This window comes from Streptomyces sp. NPDC001068 (assembly GCF_042897315.1).
Classification (GTDB): Bacteria; Actinomycetota; Actinomycetes; order Streptomycetales; family Streptomycetaceae; genus Streptomyces.
The window spans coordinates 369188-392752 of the sequence record NZ_JBIAYD010000004.1 but is presented as its reverse complement, the minus strand read 5'-3'; the positions used below and the strand labels follow the sequence as shown (position 1 = coordinate 392752).

The window sequence follows — 23565 nt, the reverse complement described above, 5'->3', positions numbered from 1 at the left end:
GTTGATGATCAATTCAGCACCATTACAAAGGAGTTGAACACAACAAGAGGTGAGGACGAACGGCCTCAGGAGAGCAGGAAGTCGGCCTCCCCCGCCTTGGCGCCCTCGATGAAGGCCGTCATCTCGTCCGTGGTGTAGATCAGCGCCGGCCCGTCGGGGTCGGTCGACTGGCGGACGGCGATCCGGCCGTCGGCCAGCTTCATGGCTTCCAGGCAGTTGCCGCCGTTGCCGCCGCTCCACGGCTTGTGCCAGCCCTCGCTGCCCAGGTCCCGGGCGGGCATGCCGTTGTAGATCCGCTCGGTGCGGTTCCGCGGCCCGGACTGGGGCTTGATGCGATCCATTCACAGCTCCTTGCGGAGATCCCGGAGGATCTCCTTCGTGCGTTGTGCCGTAGCGGCCTGCGCCGCCATGCGGTCCATGACCTCGAGGTGGGTCGCCACCTCGGTGCGCGCGTCCAGGTAGACGGCGCCGGTCAGGTACTCGCTGTAGACCATGTCCGGCAGTTCGGGCATGGCGAATCGGAACAGCACGAAGGGCCCGTACGTCCCCGGGTGCGGCCCGCTCGTGAACGGGGCGACCTGGAGCGTCACGTTGGGCAGCTTCGTGACCTCTAGCAGCCGGTCGATCTGCGCGCGCATCACCTCCGGTCCCCCGACGGGGCGGCGCAGGACGGTCTCGTCCATCACGGCCCAGAAGCGGGGGGCGTCCTCACGGGTGAGCAGATCCTGGCGTTGCATGCGCAGGGCGACATGGCGCTCGATCTCCTCCGGCTGGGTCTGGCCGACGGCGCCCGACTCGAGCACCCCGCGCGCGTAGTCCTCGGTCTGCAGCAGCCCGGGCACGAAGTGCGGCTCGTAGGAGCGGATCAGGCTCGCCGCGCCCTCCAGGCTGACGTACATCGAGAACCAGCCGGGCAGGATGTCGTGGAACCGCTGCCACCAGCCGGGCTGGTTGGCCTCCTCGGCGAGCAGGACGAAGACCTCGGCCTCGTCGTCGGTGACCCCGTACGCCTTCAGGAGCAGTTGGAGGTACGGGATCTTGAGGGCGACCTCGGCCATCTCCATCCGGCGGACGGTGGCGGGCGCCACGCGGAGTACGCGGGCGGCCTCCTCACGCTTGAGCCCGGCGCGTTCGCGCAGGTCAAGGAGGCGCCGGCCGAGGACCACCTGGCCCACGGTAGGCGCGGACCGCGGCTCACTCACGCTCCACCTCCACGAAGTCCCCGGCCGGGCCGTCACTCGGGCCCGCCGGCGGGTATGGCCGCCGCCACATACAGGTGTCACCCGCCCACGGGTGTCTTTCGCCCACGGGTGCCGACGGCGTGCTGACAACCCAGCGGCGCCATTCGAAGACTCACCTGAGGATCCGACGGGTCGACCTGACCGGACAGGGCGACGAGTTGACCGTAACGGCCGGAACTGTCCGGTTCGGTCACATCGATCGCATTGGCCGGATCGGTCCGTCCGATCCTCACTGATCCCAACTGGCGCCGCTCGGCATGCTGTTGCGAGCAGTGTGCCACGGCGTCCCACCGCGTCACACAGCACTCTGCATTTTTCAGAGTGACTCTTGCCAAGTGTTCACGGCGGGGCGATAGTGGCAACCGTGATTCCGTCTCCGCCTTTAGGAACAGACGCCGTCGCAGACCGTCCCGGTCTCGGCGCTGCCGCGGTTGTCGCCCCCGGCAGGGGCGGTGCCGAGCGCCGGTTCCGGTTCGAGCTGGCCGCTCATCCGGGTTCCCCCGCCCAGGCGAGACGCTTGGTGCGCGCCAGACTGACCGGCTGGTCGGTGTGCGCGGACACCTGTGACACCGCCGTTCTCGTCATCTCCGAGCTGGTCACCAACGCGATCGTGCACACCGCGAGCAGTCGCGTGGTGTGCGAGTTGTACGACCACGACGACACGGTGCGCATGGCCGTGCAGGACGAGGGCTGTTCACCGGATGAGCCCCACCCGTCCCCACAGCGCCCGGAGGAGGAGCACGGGAGGGGGTTGCTCCTCGTCGAGGCGCTGTGCCAGGCCTGGGGGGCTCAGGAACACGGATCCGGGCTGCTGGTCTGGGCGGAGCTGCCCCGCCACGCCGCCGCCCCGGAATCCGCCGAACCCCGCGACGACCTGGGGTGGGGCGCCCGCCCCGACCCCGTTCCGTCGGGTGGTTCGTCGCACGGGCCCGCGCACAGCCCGGTCCACCGTCCCTCGCCCGGTTCCGGGGAAGAGGGGCAGTCGGAGGCCGCGCTGCGCCCGGTGCCCGGGCGGAGGTCGGCGTGAACGGCGCCTCCGGTTCCGGCCGGCCGCTGGGGCTGGACACCCTGGTCCGGTTGCAGCGCGCGCGGCCGTCGACGGGTCCGGGGGACGACCGCCGGCTGCTGGTGCCGGCGGGCATGACGACACCGCTGGGCTGCGACGCCGTGGCGGTACCGGCGCGGCTCGGGCCGCTGGTGGTGCCCCGGCTGCCGCGGGTGGGCTGCGTGTACGCCGACGGCAGTCGCTGGTGGTGGATCGTCCCGTCCGACTCCGACTACGCCCTCAGTTGGCCCGCCCCGGCCCACTACAGCGCGGGGGCGCCGCTCCCCGGCGTCGCCCGGCTGATCCACCGTCCCGAGGGCACGGTGCCGTACACCCCGCCGATACCGCTGTATCTCGCCCTGTGCCGGGTGACGGGGACGACGCCCCAGTGGTCGCGCCCCCTGAGCGCGTGACCGCCGCACGCGGTCCGCTCCCGCCCGGCCTCCGGTGAGGGCGCGCGACCACAGGCTCCGGGGGCACGGGCGGAAACAGGGTGCAGAGTCCACTTCCGCCGGCTTCGACGGGCGCACGCCCTGACCCCCGCGGTCCCGACGACCCGCCCCGCGCTCCCGACGCCCGCGCCCCGCGGTCCCGTTGCCCCGCCCCCGCAGTGGTCCTGACACCACCGCCCCGCGGTCCTGACGTCCTCGCCCCGCACCCCCGCCGCACTCCTCCGTGCCCCCTGAGCCCCGGCACACGCCCTGCCCGCGGATCGCCGGGGACGCGATAGTGGCCGTTCGTCGACGGCTCTGGGGAGGACTCGGTGACGAAGAGGCGGGAGACGGCGGCGTCCGAGGTGTCGGAGTCGGAGCAACTGCTGTTCGGGGGGCCGCTCCGTTACGACGCGGGATGGAACCAGCACGGGGACGCCTTCCTGGAACTGGGCCTCCGCGCGATGCTGACCCGCCTGCCGGGGATGCTCGTGTCCAGCCTGCGGCTGGCCCGCCGGGCGGACCCCCGCGCCGCACGGGTGGTGCTGGCCGCCCAGGTGGCCATCGGCGTGATCCAGGCCGTGGGCCTGCTGGCCGTCAACAGCGTGCTGGGCCGGCTGATCGGCTCCGGGTCCATCGAGGAACGGCTGCGCGGCGCCGCCCCGGTCCTGGTGGTCATGGCGTCCGCGATGTTCCTGGCCGCCCTGCTGCGCGCCGCGTCCACCTACGCCACGGGCCGCCTGGAGCCCAAGGTCGAACGGGTGGCGACCGAGATGTACCTGGAGCGCGCGGCGGCCGTCGAGCTCGCCGCGATCGAGGACCACGCGTTCCACAAGCTGCTGGACACCGCGCAGTACGGGGCCTCCTCGGCCCGCCGCATGATCATGTACGGCACACGTGTGGTGAACGCGATGATCTCCCTGATCGCCGCGGCCGGTGTGCTGACCGTGCTGCACCCGGCGCTGCTGCCGCTGCTGATCACCATGACGATCCCGAGCGCGTGGGGCGCCCTGACCAACGCCCGGCGGCGCTACGAGTCGTACCACACGTGGGTGCAGCACGCCCGCGCCGGCCACCTGATCAGCTCGCTGCTCACCGAGCCGGAGGCGGCGCCCGAGATCCGGGTGCACGGGATCGGCCCGTTCCTGCTGCGGCACTTCCGGGAGATGTCGGAGACCGCGGAGGCGGAGCAGACCCGGCTGGCCCGGCTGACCGCCCGCACCGGCCTGATCGCCGCGACCTGGACCGGCCTCGCGACGGTCGCCACCTACGCCACGCTGGGCGCGCTGCTGCTGGGCGGCGCGATGGCCCTGTCGGTGGCAGGTACGGCGGTGATCGCGATCCGTACCGGCTCGGCGAGCCTGAACACACTCGTGCTGGAGATCAACACACTGCACGAGGAGGCGCTGTTCGTGGGTGACCTGGAGCGGCTGTACGTGGAGGCCGCCGAGCGGGCCATCCCGACCGGCGGCGACCCGCTCCCCGAGGATCCGCGGGAGATCCGTTTCGAGAAGGTCTCGTTCACCTATCCGGGAGACGCCGGCCGCCCGGCCCTGGACGATGTGACCCTCTCCCTCCCGCTCGGCCGGATCGTCGCCCTGGTCGGCGAGAACGGCTCCGGCAAGACCACCCTGGTCAAGCTGCTGGCCGGGCTGTACCAGCCGGACCGGGGCCGCATTCTGTGGGACGGGGTGGACGCGGCCCGGGCCGACCGGCACCGGCTCGCCGAGCGCATCGCGATGGTGGCCCAGGACTTCAAGCGCTGGCCCTTCACCGCCAAGGTCAACGTGGCCGTCGGCCGCTCGTCGGCGCCGCTCACCGAGGAGCGGCTGACCGCGTCGGTCTCTGAGGCGGGTGCCCAGGAGGTGGTCGAGGACCTGCCGCACGGCCTGGACACCCTGCTGGCCCGCAACTTCACCGGCGGGCACGAACTGTCCGGCGGTCAGTGGCAGCGCCTCGGCATCGCGCGGGCCGCCTACCGGCGCGGGCGCATCCTGATCGTCGACGAGCCGACGGCCGCCCTGGACGCCCGGGCCGAGTTGGAGGTCTTCGAGAAGATCCGCGCACTGGCGGGCGGCGGGCAGAGCGTCGTACTGATCACGCACCGCCTGGCGTCGGTCCGCCACGCCGATCTGGTGCACGTCCTGGACCAGGGCCGGGTCGTGGAGTCCGGGACCCCCGAGGAACTCCTGGCGCGCGGCGGTGTGTACGCGGAGCTGTACGCGCTCCAGGCGGACCAGTTCACGGCCAAGGTGCCCACCCGCGAGGCGGGTTAGCCCCGGGCTCCGTCGCCGCCGCGCACGATGACCAGGAACGTGTCCGTCGCCAGGTCCATCACGACCTCCGCGGCCATCCCCTCGAGCCGCCGCGCGTGCGCGAACTCCTCCGCCGGCCATGATCCTCGCGGTCCGCCTGCGGGAAAGCGTTCGAGCACGGTTCGCCCGTTCACCATCCTGCACCTCCAGAAGTGCGTCGTACTTGTTGGAGTTAACGCTCTGGAGAACGCGAATGGCTCGCCCGGTGACGGTACTGAGACACAGCCGACACGCCACCGGCGCGGAGGGTGAGAGTCCGTTGACTTTCGGCCACGTTCGTGACCGCTTGTGTCAGTCCTCGTACTCGTCGTGATAGCGGACCCGGTCGCTGCCGAAGGAGTCCCGGCCGAGCGCCGTCAGGTCGAGCAGGGAACCGGTCGAGCCGAGTCCGTCGAGACCTCCGTCGTGGGCGGAGTAGGTGTGGAAGACACGGTCGTGTTCCCGCAGGAAGCAGCTGACACCGGGCCGTTCGACCGGCTCGTCGTCGACCACGAGGGTCGCCCCGAAGTCGCGGTTGAAGTCGCTGTGGTACGAGGAGTACCAGGGCAGCGTCCACCCCATCCGCGCCTTGAACGGCAGGATCCTGGTGAACGGCGCCCTGGACACCGCCGCGAACGACGTTCCGCGCGCCCGCAGATGGGCGAGGTGGCCGATCTGGTCCAGGAACGCGGAGCAGCCGGGGCAGCCGGCCTCCCACTCCGGGGCGAACATGAAGTGGTGGACGATCAGTTGGGCCCGCCCCTCGAAGAGGTCAAGCAGGCCGGCCTTGCCGTCGCCGCCCTCGAAGACGTACCCGGCGTCCACCTCGACCATCGGGAGCCGTCGCCGTTCGGCGTTGAGCGCGTCCCGCGCGCGTGTGAGCGCCTCTTCCCTGAGCAGCAACTCCTCGCGCGCGGCACGCCACCGCTCGCGCGAGACGATCTCCGGAAGCGACATGGGCCCTCCTGTACGACGGTCGGTTCCGGGTGGTGACCGCCGCGGACGGAAGAACTCATCGGCGCCGCCGAAGATTTTTCCCGGTGCCACCGCCGGGCGCCGTGCCGCCCGGACACGACCGGGAGCCGGGCCTCACCCGGCGGGAGCGGAGCTCCGCGCCACGACGTAGGGCGCGGTCCTCGGGCCGCGTGAGCCGAACCGCGCATCCTGTCCTGCCCCTGTCGCGCACCGGCCCGGACGAGCAGGCTGGCACCACCGCGACCTGGAAGGAGCCGGGCATGCTCCTCGGCACCTGGAACCTCGAGAACCTCTACCGTCCCGGCAGCCCCTACGGCCCCAAGGACAAGTCCGCGTACGAGGCGAAGCTCGCCGCCCTCGCCGCCGTGGTCGGCCCGCTCGACCCGACGCTGCTCGGCGTCCAGGAGGTCGGCGACCCCGGCGCCCTGGAGGACCTGGCGGAACTGCTCGGCGGGACCTGGCACACGGCCCTCTCGACGCACCCCGACGGACGGGGTATCCGGGTCGGCTTCCTGGCCCGCGCCGAGCTGACGGTCGTGTCCGACACGGCGGCCCTCCCCGCCCAGCTCGACCCGGTGCAGACCGACGACTCGGGCGCGACCGTCACCGGGGCCGGGCGTGGCTTCCTGGCCGTGACGGTCCGGACCCCGGCCGGTCCGCTGACGGCGGCGGTGGCCCACCTCAAGTCCAAGCTGCTCGGCTACCCCGGCGACCGCTTCTACCCGCGCGACGAGGGCGAACGGGCACGCTACGGGGCGTACGCGCTGTTCCGGCGGGCCGCCGAGGCGACGGCCCTGCGGGCGCTGGCGGACGAACTGCTGGCCGGACAGGGCAGGTCCCGGGACGTGGCGGTGCTCGGCGACCTCAACGACGAGGTGCAGGCGGCCACCACCCAGATCCTGCTCGGCCCGCCCGGCTCCGAGATCGGCACCACCGGTTACGACCGCGCCGACAAGGGGGACGCCGTACGGCTGTGGGACATCGCCCCGCGGATCCCGGCCGGACAGCGCTACTCCCGTGTCGACTCCGGCCGCCGCGAACTGATCGACCACATCCTTCTCAGCCACCGCCTCGTCCACCGTCTGACGGCGGCGGGCACGGGTCTGCCGGGCACCACCGCACCGCCGGACCTGCCGTCGGTGGGCGAGGACCCGGCCGAGCGGCGCGGGGCTCCGGGGTCGGACCACGCACCGGTGTGGGCACGGTTCGGGGACTGAGGAAATTCCGGTGCGGTGACGGTCGGTCTGCCGGATCATCGGGGCGTCGGTACCGCCTCTCCCTGGAGCCGCCGTGATCCGCCGTGCCACCGCCCCGGGCTCTTCCCGCCGCCCGCGTCCCGCGACGCCTCCGTCCTGGAGGCGGGTACCGGAGTCGCGTCTTTCGCCGGGGCCGTTCCGCTCGATGCCGACGGGCGCCCGGCCCGTGCAGGGGAGTTCGCGCGGCGGGCCGGACAGGTACCGGGAGGTCGTCGACGAGGGGATGCGGGCATGAGCGCCGAGGTCGTGCTGCGGCGCGCCGCCGGGCCGGACGCCGCCGGAGTCGCCGACGTCTGGCTGCGCTCCTACTCCGCCGCTCTGCCCACCGTCGTCCGGCCCCGCTCCGACGACGAGGTGCGGGCCTACTTCCGGGACGTGGTGGTGCCGGAGCGGGAGACCTGGCTCGCCGAGGCCGACGGCCGCGTCGTCGGCGTGATGGTGCTCAACGGGGACCTGCTGTCCCAGCTGTACCTGGACCCGGAGTGGCGGGGGCGGGGCCTGGGAGACCGGTTCGTCTCGCTGGCCAAGGAACGCTCCCCGCAGGGGCTCACGCTCTGGACCTTCCAGGTCAACAAGCCGGCACACCGGTTCTACGAACGGCACGGCTTCGTCGCCGTCGAGCACACGGACGGCAGCGGGAACGAGGAGCGGGAGCCGGACGTGCGCTACGTCTGGCGGTCCTGAGGCCGGTCCCACCGGGCGGACCGGGCCGCGGCCGGCGCCGCGCCGTCCTCACAGCCCGGCCGCCTCGGCCGCCGTCCTCAGCACGTCGCGGAGCATCTCCGGGGTGAGGCGACCGGTGAAGGTGTTGCGCTGGCTGACGTGGAAGCAGCCGAAGAGCTCCAGGCCCTGGAGGTCGACCCGGGCGCCGTGGGCGAAGACCGGCCGGGGCCGCGGCACGGTCCAGCCGGCCGCGGCCAGCGCGGGCAGCGAGGCCTGCCAGCCGAAGGCGCCGAGGACGACGGCCGCGCGCACCGTCGGGCGCAGCAGGGTCAGCTCCTCGACCAGCCAGGAACGGCAGGTGTCGCGCTCCACGGGGGTCGGCTTGTTGTCGGGCGGGGCGCAGTGCACGGGCGAGGTGATGCGCACGCCGTACAGTTCCAGGCCGTCGTCGACGCGCTCCGCCGTCGGCTGCGAGGCGAGTCCGATGTCGTACAGCGCCTGGTACAGCACGTCGCCGGAACGGTCGCCGGTGAACATCCGGCCGGTGCGGTTGCCGCCGTGGGCGGCCGGCGCGAGGCCGAGGATCAGCAGTGGGGCATCGGCCGGTCCGAAACCGGGCACGGGCCGGCCCCAGTAGGTCCACTCGGCGAACGCGGCGCGTTTGGTACGCGCCACCTCCTCGCGCCAGGCGACCAGGCGCGGGCAGGCCCGGCAGTCGCTGACTCTCTGGTCGAGACGGTCGAGGGGGGTGGGAGGCACGGGCGAGGGGTGGGGCACAAGGTCAACGGTAGAGCCGGCGGCGCCCGGCCGGGCGGCCGGACCGGCCGCATGGGATCGGACCGGCCGGCACGAAGGGGCGGTGGGGCGGTGGGGCGGTGGGAGGGGCCGGTACGCGGGTGCCCGGGGGCGGGAAATCGGGTCCGTCTCTCCCGGCCCGTCGGGCTAAGGTCGGAGCATGGCTTCTGAGGACGTGGGCGAGGGCGGGGAGCGGGCGAGCGGTGGGACGGGAGCTCCCGCCTCCGGCGAGGCCGCCGAAGGCAGCGGGACGCCTGCCGCCCAGGCCCCGGACTCCGGCCCCGCATCCGGCCCCGCATCCAACTCCGGCTCCGGCTCCGGCTCCGACGCGGACCCCGCCGCCGACCCCGCCGCTGTCGCCGCGGCCATCGCCGCCGCGGAGGCCGCGGGGCCCGCGCCCGGCGAGACCGTGCGGATCGACAGCTGGGTCTGGGCCGTGCGTCTGATCAAGACGCGTTCGATGGGGGCGACGGCCTGCCGGGGCGGGCACGTCCAGGTGAACGGCGAGCGGGTCAAGCCCGCCTACTCGGTGCGCGTCGGCGACGAGGTGCGGCTGCGCCAGGAGGGGCGTGAGCGTGTCGTCGTCGTGAAACGCCTGATCCGCAAGCGGGTCGGCGCACCCGTGGCCGCCCAGTGCTATGTCGACAACTCGCCGCCGCCCCCGCCCCGCGAGGCCTTCGTCCCGATCGGTCTGCGCGACCGCGGCACCGGCCGGCCCACCAAACGCGACCGCCGCGATCTGGAACGGCTGCGCGGCCTCGGCGGGGCGGGCGGAGCCGGCGGACCGGGCGGAGTGGGCCGACCGGCCGGCGGGCGCCCCGGCGGACGGTGATCCACCGGAGTCGGCCCCGGCGGACGGAGACACACCCGGGTCGGCCCCGGCGGACGGAGGTCCACCGGGGTCGGGTTGGCGCCCCGCGCTCGGCGGGTTCGGGGTGTCATGCGCGTAGCCGTGCCAGTCCCCACAGGCGTGCGTTCTGTCCGCGCCGGGCCCAGGCGATCAGCGCGAGCGGCACGATCAGGATCAGCGGGGTCGCCGCGTTCTGCCCGTCGAAGACGGTGAGCTGCACGATGAACGCGCCCACCATGAGCGCACCCAGCGCGGTCGCGGCCACCGACTGCAGCACCGGGATCAGCAGGGCGACGGCACCGGCCAGTTCGAGCGCGCCGATGACGTACATGCCGGTGCTGCCCCAGCCGATCCTGTCGAAGGACTCGACGGCCGTCGGGTGCGCGATCAGTTTGGGCAACGCGCTCGCCACGGCGTAGAAGAGGGCGAGCAGCACCTGCACCGCGCGCAGGGCGAGCCGGGCGCGGCGGCCACGGGCCGTCGCCGACCCGGCGACCACGGGTGCCGGGGCGGGGGTGGTGAGAGCGGTGGAAGCGGTGAGGGAGGCGGCGGGCTCGGTCATCGGGATCTCCTGGGGGAAGCGGTCGTTGTCGTCCCTGTTGCTGTCACAGAGGTAGACCCGCCGCCGACGGAGAACTCATCGACCGCCGAACCCCGCTTCTCCCTGTGCCTCCCGTACCGCCTTCACCCACACGCCGTCCTCGGTCAGGTACTCGGCCACCTTGAGTCCCGCTTCCGCGAGCGCCTGCTCGAACTGATCCCGGCTGAGCGGCCTGGCCAGAAACGTCTGAGTCCAGGCCGCGTCGGGGAATTCGTACTCCACGCGGACCGAGTTCACCCCGTCGCCGGCCGGCTCCGCGGACACGACGCGAACCGTGTAGCCGCCGGGGTCGACCCGCTCCCTGGGGACGTTCGCGTGGTAGTCGGCGCCCTCCCGCTGGAGCAGGACGCAGCCGCCGTCCCGCACGTGTGCGGCGCAGGCGCGCAGCATGCCCCGGCGCACCTCTCGGTCACCGGTGTGCACCAGGAACGAGGCGAGCATCACCACGTCGAACTTCTCGCCCAGGTCGAGTCCTTCGATGGTGCTGTGGATCGTGCGCGCCCCGCGGACGCGCTCCAGCATCTCCGCCGACTCGTCCACCGCGGTGACCGTGAACCCGCGCCGCAGGAGCGGGTGGGTCATCCGCCCGACGCCGCTGCCCAGTTCCAGGATGTGGGCGCCGCCCGGGACCGCGGCCGCGACGATGTCCGGCTCGGTGCCGACCGCCAGCCGCGAGTAGAGCTCCACCGCGCAGCCGTCCGGGGTGATCGCACCCGGTCCCGTCCCCTCGTACCCGTCACGCATCTCGACCGTCATGTCCGGTCAACGACTCACCCGCACGCGGGCGTTCCCGCCACGCCGTCACTCCTCCCAGCGAAACCACCCGTGTCCGAGGTACCAGTGGCCGCCCGCCCGCAGGTGGTCGCCGACCGCCCGCTCCACCGACGTGCGCCGGGGCAGGTCCGGTACCGGCAGGTCCGGGGTGCCGAACACGAACTGGACGGCGGTGGCGTCGACCGGCTCGGTGTCCTCGTGTCCGGGCCGGAACCGGTCCTGGAAGCGGACGATGTTCGAGTCCGCCCGCAGGTACCGCCTCAGCTGCGGGTCGAGCAGCCAGGAGTGGCAGGTGGCGACCGCGTACTCCTCCTCGGGGAAGTACCGGGGGAAGAAGTCCCGCGCCAAGGCCAGCGAGCGGTCGCAGGCGGCAGGGCTCAGCGGCCCGCGGTAGTCGGGTATGTGCAGGTTCAGACAGGGCTGCCCCGGTGCCGGGGAGAGCCCGGGCGAGTCCGTTCCGGTCGCGGTGACCGCGCGTGCCGTGCGCTCGCCGAGCCGGGCCCGTTCGTACTGGAGGCGGCCCAGTTGGTACAGCTCACCGCGGAAGTGGCGGACGAGCCAGGACGCCTGGACGGCCGACAGTCCTCCGGTGCCGTGGCGCCTGCGGTGCAGCGTCATGGTGCGCCCGAGATCGGCGAGGGTGTGCCGGGACACGTCGTCGGGGATGCCACGGGCGCGGTGGTGGGCACGGGCGTGGGGCAGCGCGGCGAGAAAGGCGTGGACCAGGAAGTACCCGCCCAGTGCGGCCGGCGCGGCGGCGGCGAGTTCGTCGAGCCCGGCCGGGCCTGCGGTCCTGGCCGGAGCGGCCGTGGCGGGAGCGGCCGTGGCGGGAGCGGCCGTGGCGGGAGCGGCCGTAGCGGGAGCGGCCGTGCCGGGAGTGCCGGGAGTGCCCGTCGCCGGAGCGGTCGCGGCGCCGGTGATCTCGTCGGCGCAGTCGGCGAGCAGCCGTCGCACTCCGGGATCGGCGGTCACGGTCCGCCGCAGGGCCACCACCTCGTTGACGTCCTCGTGCGGCACGGCGAGGTCGAGGAGCAGTTCGGGCAGGTCGTCGGTGTCCGGCAGCACGGTGGGCTCCCCCTTGGTGAACGTCCTGGTCGAAGAGTACGTTGCAAGGAGGAGTGGTGATGCGTCATGCGTACGGGAAGTGAACCGGTGACCGCGCGCAGTCCACTGCGGGCGCGGTTGTGGCTGAGCGTGTGGGGCGTTGCCTGGGCGATCTTCGGGACGGCGGCGTTCGCGCTGGTCGGGCGTCCCGGCTGGGCGGCGGCCTGCGGGGTGCTGTGGCTGGTGGCCACGGCCGACCTGACCATGATCGTCAGGCATATCCGGCAGGGCCCGCACTACCAGCCCGGTCGTGACGTGCCGCCGTACCCCCCGGCGGACAGCGGTCCGCGGCGGCTGCGGCGCCCGCCGCAGCACGGCCACCCGTGAGCGGGTGTCCGGTCACCCGGCGTCGTCGAAGCGGGCCGCCTTCAGGTACTCCGGGTTCGGGTCCAGGGCGGCCGCCAGCCGGAAGTGGCGTATCGCGAGGTCGGCGCGGCCCTGGCGCTGGTAGGTCCGGGCGAGCGCGAAGTGCGCGAACGCGTTGTCCGGCTCGCGTTCGAGGACGATGGTGAACTCCAGCTCCGCGGGGCGCAGTTGCGCGGCGGCGAAGAAGGCACGCGCGCGCAGCAGCCGGGCGGCGGTGTTCTCGGGGTGGGCGGCGATCACTCCGTCGAGCAGTTTCACCGCACCCCGCGGGTCCCGCGCGTTGAGCAGTTGCTCGGCGGCACGGAAGTCGATGACATGCGTCTCCGGAGTACGTCCGGTGGAACCGCTGGTCTCGGGCACGGCACTGTCCTTCCCTCACTGAAGCGGTTCAACGCCCGGACGGGTGCCCGCTATTTCGACGACGCGTGCCGGCTAGTTCGCGGCGCCCTTCCGTGCCCGGCCCACGAGGTCGCTCCAGACCGCCGCGACCTGCTGTTCCAGCACGTCCAGCGGCACGTCGTTGTCGATCACGATGTCGGCGATCTCCAGCCGCTTCTCGCGCGTGGCCTGCGCGGCCATGCGCGCGCGTGCGTCCTGCTCGGTCATCCCCCGCAGCCGGGTCAGCCGGTCGAGCTGGGTCTCGGGGGCGACGTCCACGACGACCACGACGTCGTAGAACGGGGCGAGGCCGTTCTCCGTGAGGAGCGGAACGTCGTTGACCACCACGGCGTCGAGGGCGGCCGCGTCCTCCAGCTCGCGGGACCGGGCGCCTACCAGGGGGTGCACGATCGCGTTCAGGGCGGCGAGCCTGACGGGGTCGGCGAAGACGATCGAGCCCAGCTTCGGCCGGTCCAGGCCGCCGTCGGCGGCGAGCACGTCCGGTCCGAAGGCCTCGACGACGGCCGCCAGGCCGGGGGTGCCCGGCTCGACGACCTCACGTGCGATGCGGTCCGCGTCGATCAGTACCGCGCCGTGCCCGACGAGAAGCCGCGACACTTCGCTCTTGCCGGCGCCGATCCCGCCGGTGAGGCCAACTCTCAGCATGCCCCGAAGCTTAGGCCCTGCCTCGGACCCCGCCCCGGCCCGGACCCCGGTCCGGGGCCCCGGGTCCAGGGTGTGTCAGCCCTCGCCCTCCCGCTCCGCGAGGAAGCGTTCGAACTCCAAACCGATCTCGTCGGCCGAGGGGATCTCCACCGGTTCGGCGAGCATGTTGCCCCGGGTCTCGGCGCCCGCGGCGGCGTCGTACTGGTGCTCGAGGCCCTGCACCAGCGCGGTGAGCTCCTCGTCGCCCTCCTGGACCTGCCGGTCGATCTCGGTCTGCGTGCGGTACGCGTCCGTGCGCAGGGCGTGGGCGATGCTCGGGAGCACCAGACCGGTGGCGCCCGTGATGGCCTCCAGGACGGTCAGGGCGGCGTCGGGGTAGGCGGAGCGGGCGATGTAGTGCGGGACGTGCGCGGCGACGCCCAGGACGTCGTGGCCGGCCTCCATGAGGCGGTACTCGACCAGCGCCTCGGCGCTGCCGGGCACCTGGGCCTCGTCGAAGGGGCTGCTGTGGCCCGGGACGAGGTCGGTGCGGTTGCCGTGCGGTGTGAGGCCGACGGGACGGGTGTGCGGGACGCCCATGGGGATGCCGTGGAAGTTCACGGCCAGCCGGACGCCGAGCCGCTCCACGATCTGCCGGACGGCCGCGGCGAACCGCTCCCATTCGACGTCCGGCTCGGGGCCGGACAGCAGCAGGAAGGGCGCGCCCGTGGCGTCCTGGACCAGCCGGACCTCGATGCCGGGCTCCTCGTACTCGGTCCAGCGGTCCCGCTTGAAGGTCAGCAGCGGGCGGCGCGCCCGGTAGTCCACGAGCCGGTCGTGGTCGAAGCGGGCGACGACCTGGTGGGGCAGCGAGTCGAGGAGCCGGTCGACGATCTGGTCGCCGGTCTCACCCGCGTCGATGTATCCGTCGAAGTGGTAGAGCATGACCAGACCGGCCGACTCCTGGGCGAGCGCCATGTCCACCACGGCGAGGCCCTTCGGCTCCCATGCGTACAAACCCTGCGGATCAAGCACTGTGACCGCTCCTCCTCGTGTTCGTACGGGACAACGTGGCGGTGAAGGTGGGCATTCCCGCTCCCGCTCCGATCAACTGACCCATGCCCGCTTTTCGCCCGGAGCTGAACGTACGGTGCGGCGCGCGTCCCGGGCGCAGCGGTCCGCGGTCCCCTCCTCGGCGGCAACTCCGCCACACGGCCCACCGGATGGGCCTCGTGGCGCACGGACGGCCACCAACCAGGCGCCCCCGTGGCGGTGTTCACCCGGAGGTGCCGGCACAACGCCGAAGGGCCGCACCTCGAAAGGTGCGGCCCCTCAGTTACCGGTTATGCCCAGTGGCCGGTGATCAGCTCTGGCCACCCGCGAGCTTCTCGCGGAGCGCGGCGAGCGCCTCGTCGGAGGCCAGCGCACCGGAGGTGTCCGCACCCTCGGAGGAGTACGAACCGCCACCCGAAGCGGCCGGAGCGGCGGCCTCGCCACCCTCGGCGGCAGCGGCAGCGTCGGCCTCGCGGCTCTTGATGACCTGCTGCTGGTGCTGCTCGAACCGCTGCTGCGCCTCGGCGTACTGGTGCTCCCACGCCTCCCGCTGGGTCTCGTAGCCCTCGAGCCAGTCGTTGGTCTCGGGGTCGAAGCCCTCGGGGTAGATGTAGTTGCCCTGGTCGTCGTAGGACGCGGCCATGCCGTACAGGGTCGGGTCGAACTCGACCGAGGCCGGGTCGGCACCGAAGGACTCGTTGGCCTGCTTGAGGGACAGCGAGATCCGGCGACGCTCCAGGTCGATGTCGATGACCTTGACGAAGATCTCGTCGTTGACCTGGACGACCTGCTCCGGGATCTCCACGTGGCGCTCGGCCAGCTCGGAGATGTGGACCAGACCCTCGATGCCCTCGTCCACGCGGACGAACGCACCGAACGGAACCAGCTTGGTGACCTTACCCGGGACGACCTGGCCGATCTGGTGGGTCCGGGCGAACTGCTGCCACGGGTCCTCCTGGGTCGCCTTCAGCGACAGGGAGACACGCTCGCGGTCCATGTCGACGTCGAGGACCTCGACGGTGACCTCCTGGCCGACCTCGACAACCTCGGAGGGGTGGTCGATGTGCTTCCAGGACAGCTCGGAGACGTGGACCAGACCGTCGACGCCACCCAGGTCCACGAAGGCACCGAAGTTGACGATCGAGGAGACCACACCGGAGCGGACCTGACCCTTCTGCAGGGTCGTGAGGAACGTCTGGCGGACCTCGGACTGGGTCTGCTCCAGCCAGGCACGGCGGGACAGGACCACGTTGTTGCGGTTCTTGTCCAGCTCGATGATCTTGGCCTCGAGCTCCTTGCCCACGTAGGGCTGGAGGTCGCGGACGCGACGCATCTCGACCAGGGAGGCCGGGAGGAAGCCGCGGAGGCCGATGTCGAGGATGAGACCACCCTTGACGACCTCGATGACGGTACCGGTGACGATCCCGTCCTCTTCCTTGATCTTCTCGATGGTGCCCCAGGCACGCTCGTACTGGGCGCGCTTCTTCGAGAGGATCAGGCGGCCTTCCTTGTCCTCCTTCTGGAGAACAAGGGCCTCGATCTCGTCACCGACGGCGACGACCTCGTTGGGGTCGACGTCGTGCTTGATGGAGAGCTCGCGGCTCGGGATGACGCCTTCGGTCTTGTAACCGATGTCGAGCAGGACCTCGTCCCGGTCGACCTTCACGATGACGCCGTCGACGATGTCGCCGTCGTTGAAGTACTTGATCGTCTCGTCGATCGCGGCGAGGAAGGCTTCCTCGTTACCGATGTCGTTGACCGCTACCTGCGGGGTGGTGGCGGTGGTCTCGGTGCTGCTCGTCATGTGGGAAAGGGCTCCGGTACGGACATTGAAGTCGTAGGTACTGCTTACGCCGGGAGCCCGTTTCGCTCTGATGAAGCCGGACAGCCAAGGAAGCGCCACACAGAACCACAAGTGGCGCCTCGACAACCGAGGGGACATACAACAGATGCGAGCGCGACCTACTACGTCTGAGGTGCGCAGGCCCGCAGCGCAACTTGTAGCATACGGGGGCAGCCAGGCAGGGTCAATGCGCGAAGGCGCACACCCGGGGCGGATCGCCGCATACCCGGCACAAAACCTGTCCCACGAGGCCACGCAGGCCTGACAGACCTCCTCCGCGCCACCCCTCCGAACGGGTTGCACGGAAGAGTACGACGAGGGAGCCGATCATCCAAGAGCCCGATTCGTTCGACCTCGAAGAGGCCGGGTCACAGACCGGAACAGAGGCCGGGACCGAAGACGAGACCGAAGCCACCCGGCGTGCCGCCGGGGTCACGGAGAGCAGCCGGGCCAACCGGGGCTGGTGGGACCGGAACGCCGACGAGTACCAGGTCGAGCACGGCACCTTCCTGGGCGACGACCGTTTCGTGTGGGGCCCCGAGGGCCTGGACGAGGTGGAGGCGGAGCTGCTCGGCCCGCCGGAGGACCTGAAGGGCAAGGACGTCCTGGAGATCGGCGCCGGCGCGGCCCAGTGCGCGCGCTGGCTCGCCGCCCAGGGTGCCCGTCCGGTGGCCCTCGATCTCTCGCATCGTCAGCTCCAGCACTCCCTGCGCATCGGCGGATCGTTTCCGCTCGTCTGCGCCGACGCGGGTGCGCTGCCCTTCGCCGACGGCTCCTTCGACCTGGCCTGCTCGGCGTACGGCGCGCTGCCCTTCGTCGCCGACCCGCGCCTGGTGCTGCGCGAGGTGCGGCGGGTGCTGCGCCCGGGAGGCCGTTTCGTCTTCTCCGTGACTCACCCGGTGCGCTGGGCGTTCCCGGACGAGCCGGGCCCCGAGGGGCTCACGGTCTCCGCGTCCTACTTCGACCGCACGCCCTACGTCGAACAGGACGAGGACGGCCACGCGATGTACGTCGAGCACCACCGCACGCTCGGCGACCGGGTACGGGACATCGTCTCCTCGGGCCTGCGACTGGTCGACCTGGTGGAGCCGGAGTGGCCGGCCTGGAACACCGCCGAGTGGGGCGGCTGGTCACCGCTGCGGGGCAGCCTCCTGCCCGGGACGGCGATCTTCGTGTGCGAGCGGGACTGATCTCGCGGCGGCGGGTACCCACGCCGTCCCCGGCACGCGCGCGGGGGCCGTTCCCGCGGCCGTAAGACACTGGGGGCGTGATCCGTTTCGACGCCCTGGGCGCGCTGCCCGTACGACAGGCACTGCCGGGCCTGGACGACGCCCTCGCCGGGCACGGCACCGCCGTCCTGGTGGCGCCGCCCGGCACCGGCAAGACGACGCTGGTGCCACTCGCGCTGGCCGGGCTCCTGGACGCGGAGCGCCCCGCGCGGCGGGTGGTCGTGGCCGAACCCCGCCGGATCGCGGCACGCGCGGCGGCCCGCCGGATGGCCTGGCTGCTCGGCGAGCCGGTGGGCCGGAGCGTCGGCTACACGGTGCGCGGCGAACGGGTCGTGGGCCCGCGCACGCGCGTGGAGGTGGTCACGACGGGTGTGCTGCTGCAGCGGCTCCAGCGCGACCAGGAGCTGCCGGGCGTGGACGTCGTCGTCCTCGACGAGTGCCACGAGCGGCACCTGGACGCGGACACGGCGGCGGCTTTCCTGTGGGACGTCCGGGAGACGCTCCGCCCGGAGCTGCGCTTGGTGGCCGCCTCGGCGACCACGGACGCGCAGGGGTGGGCGCGGCTGCTGGGCGGTGCGCCGGTGGTCGAGGCGGACGGCGTGCCGTACCCGGTGGAGGTGGTGTGGACCCCGCCGGCCGGGCCGGTGCGGCCGCCGCACGGGATGCGCGTGGATCCGGCGCTGCTGACGCACGTGGCGGCGGTGGTGCGGCGCGCTCTGGCCGAGCGGCCGGGGGACGTCCTGTGCTTCCTGCCGGGGGTGGGCGAGATCGCGCGGGTGGCGGGCCGGCTGGGCGACCTGGGGGACGTGTCGGTGCTCCAGGTCCACGGCCGGGCGCCGGCGGCCGTCCAGGACGCGGTGCTGGTGCCCGGGGAGAGGCGCCGGGTGGTGCTCGCCACGGCGGTCGCCGAGTCCTCGCTGACCGTTCCCGGGGTCCGGGTGGTCGTCGACTCCGGGCTGGCCCGGGAACCTCGGGTGGACCACGCGCGCGGGCTGAGCGCGCTGGCGACGGTGCGGGCGTCCAGGGCCGCCGGGCGGCAGCGGGCGGGCCGCGCGGGGCGGGAGGCGCCGGGAGTGGTGTACCGCTGCTGGTCCGAGGCGGACGACACCCGCCTGACGGCCTTTCCGGCGCCGGAGATCAAGGTGGCCGACCTGACGGCGTTCGCGCTTCAGACGGCCTGTTGGGGCGATCCCGGAGCGGAGGGGCTGGCGTTGCTCGACGCCCCGCCGGGCGGTGCGATGGCGGCCGCGCGGGAGGTGCTGACGGCGATCGGGGCGGTCGACACCACCGGTCGGGCCACGGAGCGCGGGTTGCGGCTGGCCCGGCTGGGCGTGCATCCGCGGCTGGGGCGGGCGCTGCTCGACGGCCCCGGCGGGAGCGCCGAGGTGGTCGCGCTGCTGAGCGAGGAGCCGCCGCGGGAGTACGGGGACGACCTGGCGAGCGCGCTGCGGACGGCCCGGCGCGGCGGCGACGCCTACGCGGGCCGCTGGCGCACGGAGGTACGCCGGCTCCGCCCCGACGACCGGGACGCACCGGCGGCCGGGACGGGCACGAAGGGCACGACGAGCACGACGAGCACGACGAGCACGACGGCAACGACCGCCACGACGGCCGGCCACGGGGCGAACGACCGGGGCGGCATCGCGAGGACCCCCACGAAGAGGGACATCTCGACGAAGGGCACCGGCACGAAGGGCACCGGTACCGGCACGCAGGACACCACCGCGAAGAACGCCGGTGCGCAGGTTCCCCCCGCGATCGGCCCCGCGCCCGACGACCGCGCGGCAGGCCTCGTCACCGCCCTCGCCTTCCCCGAACGCGTGGCCAAGGCCGACGGGGGTTCGTACCTCATGGCCTCCGGCACCCGGGCCGAGCTCGCCGACGGCAGCCCGCTGCGGGGTGCCCCGTGGCTCGCGGTGGCCGTCGCGGACCGCCCCCTGGGCAGGGGGCACGCGCGCGTGCGGCTGGCCGCCGTGGTGGACGAGGACACGGTCAGGTCGGCGGCGGCCTCCCTGTACACGGAGGGCGAGGAGGTCCGCTGGGCCGACGGGGACGTCGTCGCCCGGCGGGTGGAGCGGCTCGGCGCGATCGAGCTCGTGGTGCGCCCGCTGCGCGACGCCGATCCCGCCCTCGTCCGCGGCGCGCTCCTGGACGGCCTGCGGCAGGAGGGGTTCGGCCTGTTGCGGTGGACGGCGGACGCGGCCGTGCTGCGGCAGCGGCTGGCGTTTCTTCACCTGCGCCTCGGGGCGCCCTGGCCCGACGTCGGCGACGACGCGCTGCACGCGCGCGTGGACGAGTGGCTGGAGCCGGAGCTGAGCCGGGCCCGGCGCCGCGCCGACCTCGGGCGGATCGACGCCGGGCAGGCGCTGCCGCGGCTGCTGCCGTGGGCGACCGGGGAGGCGGGGCGGCTCGACGAGCTGGCGCCCGAGCGGATCGCCGTACCCAGCGGGTCACGGGTCCGGGTCGACTACGCGAACCCCGAACAGCCCGTGCTCGCGGTGAAGTTGCAGGAGATGTTCGGGGCGCAGGAGTCACCGGCCGTGGCCGGCGTGCCGGTGCTCGTGCACCTGCTGTCGCCCGCCGGGCGGCCCGCGGCCGTCACCGCCGACCTCGCCTCGTTCTGGCGGGACGGGTACCGGGGCGTGCGGGCCGAACTGCGCGGCCGTTATCCGAAGCATCCCTGGCCCGAGGACCCGGCGTCCGCAGAGCCCACCCGGCACACCAACGCGCGGCTCAGGCGCTGACCGGTTCCGGGACGCCCGTCGCGGCCGGCCGCGGGCCGGCGGGCCTGCGGCCGAGGGCCTCCAGCCAGAGGGCGAGGGCGAGCAGCGCGATGCCGAGGGACAGGAAGCCCCACGGGAGGTAGGAGGTCAGCATCAGCACGAGGGTGCGGTTCTGCTTGACCAGGGCGACGGTGTGCTCGATGTAGTCCTCGCGCATCTTCACGTCACCGGCGAAGGCCGTCACCTTGGCGCGGCCTCCCAGCAGGGTGCCGCCGCGCAGTTCCTCCTTGTGGAGCTCCTCGCCGTAGACCGGCGCCCCGGTGACGGGCTCGACCCAGAACCTGCGGACGGTGGTGTACCAGCGGGTGGTGCCGGTCTTGGCGACCGTCTCGGGGGTGATGCCCTGGACCGGCATCTTCCTGGGCATCGGGACCTTGGTCCAGGGGACGGTCTGCTCGAAGTAGTAGACCTTCACGCCCCGGAAGGTCTGCGTGCCCTTGTAGTGGATGGGGCTGGTGGTGCGGGTCTGCGCGTCGAAGTACTCGTAGTCGCGTTTCTCGGTCAGGAACGGCCACTTGAACTCGATGCCGTCCCGTTTCACCGGGTCCCCGTCGACCATCTCGCCCGTGGCGTGCACGGGTTCCTGGCTGTGCGCGTCGAAGATGTAGCGCTCGGGGATCTCGGAGACCATCTTGCCGTCGGGTCCCTGGACGTAGGACAGGCCGTCCCAGACGACGACGTCCCGGCCTGCCGCACTCCCGATCCTCTTCGCGGCCGCCACGTCACCCTTGAGGGTCTGCACGATGGTGACCTTCGGGACCTTCTTCGCCTTCATGGTGCCGTAGTCGAGGAGGGTGGCGTCCTTCGCCTCCAGGACCATGTCCTGGTACTGGTTGGCGGGGATCTTGGCCAGGCGCGGGAAGGCGTACCAGCGCAGCAGCGGGGACAGTGCCGCGAAGAACACGGCGCAGGCGAGCAGGACCAGACTGGCCTTGCGGCGCATCTCGGCCTCCCGGGGCGGCGGTTACGGATGTGAGGGCACCGTCGTGAGCAGCGGCTTGGGGGATGTCTGTCCGGCCGGCGAGCCGATGGCGCCGATGGTGACGACCAGGGCGATCGCGAGGGCGAGACCGGTCGCGGCGGCGATCAGGGCACGCATGCGGGGCCTCCCGGCGGCCGGATGTCTCCCGGCGACCCTCCTGATGGGCCGTCAGGTCCGGGCACCGTAGCAACGGGAGGGCGAGATGAGAACAGGTCGTACGACGCCGGAGGGCGCCGTCCCGCGGCTGCGGGAGGGCGCCCTCCGTGTCGTACGACCGTGGATCAGGAACCGGCGGAGGCGCTCGGCGAGGCGGAGGCCGACGCGGAGTCGGACGCGGACGGGCTCGGCGAGGGGCTCGGCGAGCTGTCGGCCGCGGCGACCGTCAGTTCGACGGTGAGGGTGGCACCGCCGGTGGTGGTGATGCGGAGCAGGAACGTGCCGGTGGCATCGTCCGCGTACAGCTTGGGCAGCGTGAGCAGGCCGTTCGCGTCCGTCTCGAGGTCCGTGAGGGTGCGGACGGCGTTGCCGTTCGCGTCCTTGAAGTACGGGCCCTTGTCGTTCACGCCGTTGTCGTCGGCCGACTTGACGAGCGTGGCGGTGGCGGCGACCTGGTCGGCGGCGGCCCCCTGGTAGGTGGCCTTCGCCTGCACCTGGTCGGCGAACTCGCCGCCGGGGGTGCAGGTCAGGGCGGTGGTGTTGACGAGGGCGAGGGTGTCGGCGGCGCGCGCGGTGACGCTCGCCGTGTAGTCGACGCCCTTGACCGTACGTCCGACGACAGTGGCCCGGACGGTGAAGTCACCGGTCTGCCGGCCCGCCTGGAGCGTCGGCGCGACGGCGACGCCCTTGCCGTCGGTGGTGACCGTGGCGACGTTCTCGCCTCCGGTGAAGGTCGTGTCCGTGTCCCCGACGATGGTGAACCGGACCCGGACCTTGGCGACGACGCGGCCCGCCTTGGTCTCCGCGCGCGTGCTGATCCTCTTGGTGAACGCCTCGCCCGCCGTCGCGGTGAGCTTGGCGGTGCCCGCGTCCTCCAGGTGGTCCACGGTGTCGGTGGCCGTGGGCGGCACCGACGGGGAGGTGCTCGGGCCGCCCGGCTTCGGCTCGTCGGGCTTCGGGGTGCCCGGCGCGCCGGGCTTCGGGGAACCGCCGGAGCCGGCGTGGCCGCCGGGCTTGCCGTCGTCGCTGCGGTGGCTGGGCACGGTACCGGTCCCGTTCGGGATCGAGTGGGTGCCCTTGCGGTAGAACTCGTACCAGGACATCACCAGGTTCAGGTAGTCCTGCGAGCCGTTGTAGCTGAGTATGGCCCGGTTCATGTCGGCCTGGTCCGACAGGTCCCAGTCGTAGCGGCACAGGTAGTGGCCGGCGGCGAGCGCCGCGTCGTAGACGTTGTTGGGGTCCTTGACGCCGTCGCCGTTGCCGTCGCGGCCCGCCCACGCCCAGGTCGACGGGATGAACTGCATGGGGCCGACGGCCTGGTCGTACTGGCTGTTGCCGTCGTACTGGCCGCCGTCGGTGTCCTTGATGAGCGCGAAGCCGTTGCCGTCGAGCTGCGGGCCCAGGATCCGGTGCAGGGTGTTGCCGTCGGCGTCGACGTCGCCGCCGCGCGCCTGTCCGGATTCCACCTTGCCGATCGCGGCGAGCAGTTGCCAGGGCAGGTTGCAGCCGGGCTTGGACTCCCGCAGTTCCGCCTCGGCCTTCTTGTACGCGTCCAGGACGGTGGCCGGTATGCCGGCCTCGGCCGCGCCCTGGACGACGGGGGTGCCGATGCCCGGGGAGGGTGCGGTGGGGCTGCTGCTGGGGTTCGGGCTGTTCAGCGGCGGCAGGTCCGTGTAGTACGGGGAGTTGCCGGTGGCGCCGTCGGTCGCGCCGGCCTCGTCGGGCACGGAGGTGCTGGCGCCGGTGTTGGCCTGCCGGCCCGTGTCCCCGCCCGTCGCGCCCGGTGCCTGGGACGCGGACAGAGCCGCGACCGCCAACGCGGCCGCGGCGGTCGTCGCCGCTCCCTTGCGCAGCCGCCTGCCGAATTGCGCCGCCATAAGGTGAACCCCTCCCATGGGCGCCTTCCGCGCGCCCGTCTCCGTCTGTCTGCTCGCCCCTGGTGTGACGGTCGGCCTGGTGCTGTGGTTGCCCCGTGGTGCCTCGTCGATGTGGTGAGGTGGTGCGTCCGTGGGTGCACGCCGGGGCGGCGACCCAGGCGACACTACGACAACTTCCATGCAACGGACACCCGGCGGTGCCCGATTTTCACCAGTTGGCCATT

Annotated in this window: 24 protein-coding genes; 9 read left to right on the top strand and 15 right to left on the bottom strand. The window is 72.8% G+C overall.

Annotation, left to right across the window (positions count from 1 at the left end; genetic code table 11):
• Positions 1–65: 65 nt before the first annotated feature.
• Together ACFY3I_RS14050 and ACFY3I_RS14045 are read right to left on the bottom strand one after the other, a co-directional pair.
• Entirely contained in the window at positions 66–341 is a 276-nt protein-coding gene (locus ACFY3I_RS14050; RefSeq protein ID WP_123978005.1) for a DUF397 domain-containing protein, read from the bottom strand.
• Complete coding sequence (locus tag ACFY3I_RS14045) at positions 342–1202, bottom strand: helix-turn-helix transcriptional regulator (protein ID WP_365283306.1); 861 nt, start codon at positions 1200–1202, stop codon at positions 342–344. It lies immediately after the preceding gene.
• Positions 1203–1719: 517 nt separating this feature from the next.
• Here ACFY3I_RS14045 and ACFY3I_RS14040 point away from each other — a divergent pair.
• The 3 genes from ACFY3I_RS14040 (at position 1720) to ACFY3I_RS14030 (ending at position 4993) form a co-directional block, all read left to right on the top strand.
• A complete protein-coding gene (locus ACFY3I_RS14040) occupies positions 1720–2268 on the top strand; it encodes an ATP-binding protein (protein WP_365283706.1) in 549 nt (182 codons plus the stop codon).
• On the top strand, positions 2265–2699 hold the full coding sequence (locus tag ACFY3I_RS14035; RefSeq protein ID WP_390860735.1) for a hypothetical protein: 435 nt from the start codon (positions 2265–2267) through the stop codon (positions 2697–2699). The genes ACFY3I_RS14040 and ACFY3I_RS14035 overlap by 4 nt, the downstream gene beginning before the upstream one ends.
• 350 nt (positions 2700–3049) lie before the next feature.
• Positions 3050–4993 carry an ABC transporter ATP-binding protein gene (locus ACFY3I_RS14030; protein WP_365283302.1) on the top strand — a complete coding sequence of 648 codons (1944 nt, stop codon included), beginning with the start codon at positions 3050–3052 and terminating at the stop codon, positions 4991–4993.
• Here the strand turns inward: ACFY3I_RS14030 and ACFY3I_RS14025 are convergent.
• Both ACFY3I_RS14025 and ACFY3I_RS14020 read right to left on the bottom strand, forming a co-directional pair.
• Positions 4990–5169 carry a hypothetical protein gene (locus tag ACFY3I_RS14025; protein WP_390860734.1) on the bottom strand — a complete coding sequence of 60 codons (180 nt, stop codon included), beginning with the start codon at positions 5167–5169 and terminating at the stop codon, positions 4990–4992. The genes ACFY3I_RS14030 and ACFY3I_RS14025 overlap by 4 nt on opposite strands.
• Before the next feature lie 154 nt (positions 5170–5323).
• On the bottom strand, positions 5324–5968 hold the full coding sequence (locus ACFY3I_RS14020) for a DUF899 domain-containing protein (RefSeq protein ID WP_390860733.1): 645 nt from the start codon (positions 5966–5968) through the stop codon (positions 5324–5326).
• 278 nt (positions 5969–6246) lie between these two features.
• On the opposite strand from ACFY3I_RS14020, the gene ACFY3I_RS14015 reads away from it, so the two are divergent.
• Entirely contained in the window at positions 6247–7203 is a 957-nt protein-coding gene (locus ACFY3I_RS14015) for an endonuclease/exonuclease/phosphatase family protein (protein ID WP_390860732.1), read from the top strand.
• Between the two features lie 270 nt (positions 7204–7473).
• Complete coding sequence (locus ACFY3I_RS14010) at positions 7474–7926, top strand: GNAT family N-acetyltransferase (RefSeq protein ID WP_390860731.1); 453 nt, start codon at positions 7474–7476, stop codon at positions 7924–7926.
• Between the two features lie 48 nt (positions 7927–7974).
• On the opposite strand, the gene ACFY3I_RS14005 is transcribed toward ACFY3I_RS14010, so the two are convergent.
• Positions 7975–8664, bottom strand: coding sequence for a uracil-DNA glycosylase (locus ACFY3I_RS14005; protein WP_390860730.1), 690 nt, complete (start codon positions 8662–8664; stop codon positions 7975–7977).
• A 196-nt stretch (positions 8665–8860) separates the two neighbouring features.
• Here ACFY3I_RS14005 and ACFY3I_RS14000 point away from each other — a divergent pair, with 196 nt between their 5' ends.
• On the top strand, positions 8861–9532 hold the full coding sequence (locus ACFY3I_RS14000; protein ID WP_390860729.1) for an RNA-binding S4 domain-containing protein: 672 nt from the start codon (positions 8861–8863) through the stop codon (positions 9530–9532).
• Between the two features lie 106 nt (positions 9533–9638).
• On the opposite strand, the gene ACFY3I_RS13995 is transcribed toward ACFY3I_RS14000, so the two are convergent.
• From ACFY3I_RS13995 to ACFY3I_RS13985, 3 genes are all read right to left on the bottom strand, one after another.
• Positions 9639–10112 carry a DoxX family protein gene (locus ACFY3I_RS13995; RefSeq protein ID WP_390860728.1) on the bottom strand — a complete coding sequence of 158 codons (474 nt, stop codon included), beginning with the start codon at positions 10110–10112 and terminating at the stop codon, positions 9639–9641.
• Between the two features lie 75 nt (positions 10113–10187).
• Positions 10188–10895 (bottom strand): class I SAM-dependent methyltransferase, encoded by a 708-nt coding sequence (locus ACFY3I_RS13990; protein ID WP_390860900.1) that lies wholly within the window; start codon positions 10893–10895, stop codon positions 10188–10190.
• Positions 10896–10952: 57 nt separating this feature from the next.
• Entirely contained in the window at positions 10953–11990 is a 1038-nt protein-coding gene (locus ACFY3I_RS13985; protein WP_390860727.1) for an acyltransferase domain-containing protein, read from the bottom strand.
• Positions 11991–12056: 66 nt separating this feature from the next.
• Here ACFY3I_RS13985 and ACFY3I_RS13980 point away from each other — a divergent pair, with 66 nt between their 5' ends.
• Positions 12057–12356 (top strand): DUF6343 family protein, encoded by a 300-nt coding sequence (locus ACFY3I_RS13980; protein WP_365283285.1) that lies wholly within the window; start codon positions 12057–12059, stop codon positions 12354–12356.
• Positions 12357–12368: 12 nt separating this feature from the next.
• On the opposite strand, the gene ACFY3I_RS13975 is transcribed toward ACFY3I_RS13980, so the two are convergent.
• The 4 genes from ACFY3I_RS13975 to rpsA all read right to left on the bottom strand — a co-directional run bounded on the left by ACFY3I_RS13975 (position 12369) and on the right by rpsA (position 16275).
• Positions 12369–12755, bottom strand: a complete 387-nt coding sequence (locus ACFY3I_RS13975; protein WP_351326380.1) for a tetratricopeptide repeat protein — start codon at positions 12753–12755, stop codon at positions 12369–12371.
• Positions 12756–12827: 72 nt separating this feature from the next.
• Positions 12828–13439, bottom strand: coding sequence for a dephospho-CoA kinase (gene coaE, locus ACFY3I_RS13970; RefSeq protein WP_390860726.1), 612 nt, complete (start codon positions 13437–13439; stop codon positions 12828–12830).
• Positions 13440–13514: 75 nt separating this feature from the next.
• Positions 13515–14453 carry a PAC2 family protein gene (locus tag ACFY3I_RS13965; protein WP_390860725.1) on the bottom strand — a complete coding sequence of 313 codons (939 nt, stop codon included), beginning with the start codon at positions 14451–14453 and terminating at the stop codon, positions 13515–13517.
• A 328-nt stretch (positions 14454–14781) separates the two neighbouring features.
• Entirely contained in the window at positions 14782–16275 is a 1494-nt protein-coding gene (gene rpsA / locus ACFY3I_RS13960) for a 30S ribosomal protein S1 (RefSeq protein WP_189947373.1), read from the bottom strand.
• A gap of 365 nt (positions 16276–16640) precedes the next feature.
• On the opposite strand from rpsA, the gene ACFY3I_RS13955 reads away from it, so the two are divergent.
• Both ACFY3I_RS13955 and ACFY3I_RS13950 read left to right on the top strand, forming a co-directional pair.
• Positions 16641–17504 (top strand): class I SAM-dependent methyltransferase, encoded by an 864-nt coding sequence (locus tag ACFY3I_RS13955; protein ID WP_390860899.1) that lies wholly within the window; start codon positions 16641–16643, stop codon positions 17502–17504.
• A 77-nt stretch (positions 17505–17581) separates the two neighbouring features.
• A complete protein-coding gene (locus ACFY3I_RS13950) occupies positions 17582–20287 on the top strand; it encodes an ATP-dependent RNA helicase (RefSeq protein WP_390860724.1) in 2706 nt (901 codons plus the stop codon).
• Here the strand turns inward: ACFY3I_RS13950 and ACFY3I_RS13945 are convergent.
• The 3 genes from ACFY3I_RS13945 to ACFY3I_RS13935 form a co-directional block, all read right to left on the bottom strand.
• Positions 20277–21269 carry a DUF3068 domain-containing protein gene (locus tag ACFY3I_RS13945; RefSeq protein WP_365283275.1) on the bottom strand — a complete coding sequence of 331 codons (993 nt, stop codon included), beginning with the start codon at positions 21267–21269 and terminating at the stop codon, positions 20277–20279. The genes ACFY3I_RS13950 and ACFY3I_RS13945 overlap by 11 nt on opposite strands.
• 21 nt (positions 21270–21290) lie before the next feature.
• Positions 21291–21425, bottom strand: a complete 135-nt coding sequence (locus ACFY3I_RS13940) for an SPW_0924 family protein (protein ID WP_365283273.1) — start codon at positions 21423–21425, stop codon at positions 21291–21293.
• Between the two features lie 164 nt (positions 21426–21589).
• Positions 21590–23341 carry a lytic murein transglycosylase gene (locus tag ACFY3I_RS13935; RefSeq protein WP_390860723.1) on the bottom strand — a complete coding sequence of 584 codons (1752 nt, stop codon included), beginning with the start codon at positions 23339–23341 and terminating at the stop codon, positions 21590–21592.
• Between the last annotated feature and the right edge of the window lie 224 nt (positions 23342–23565).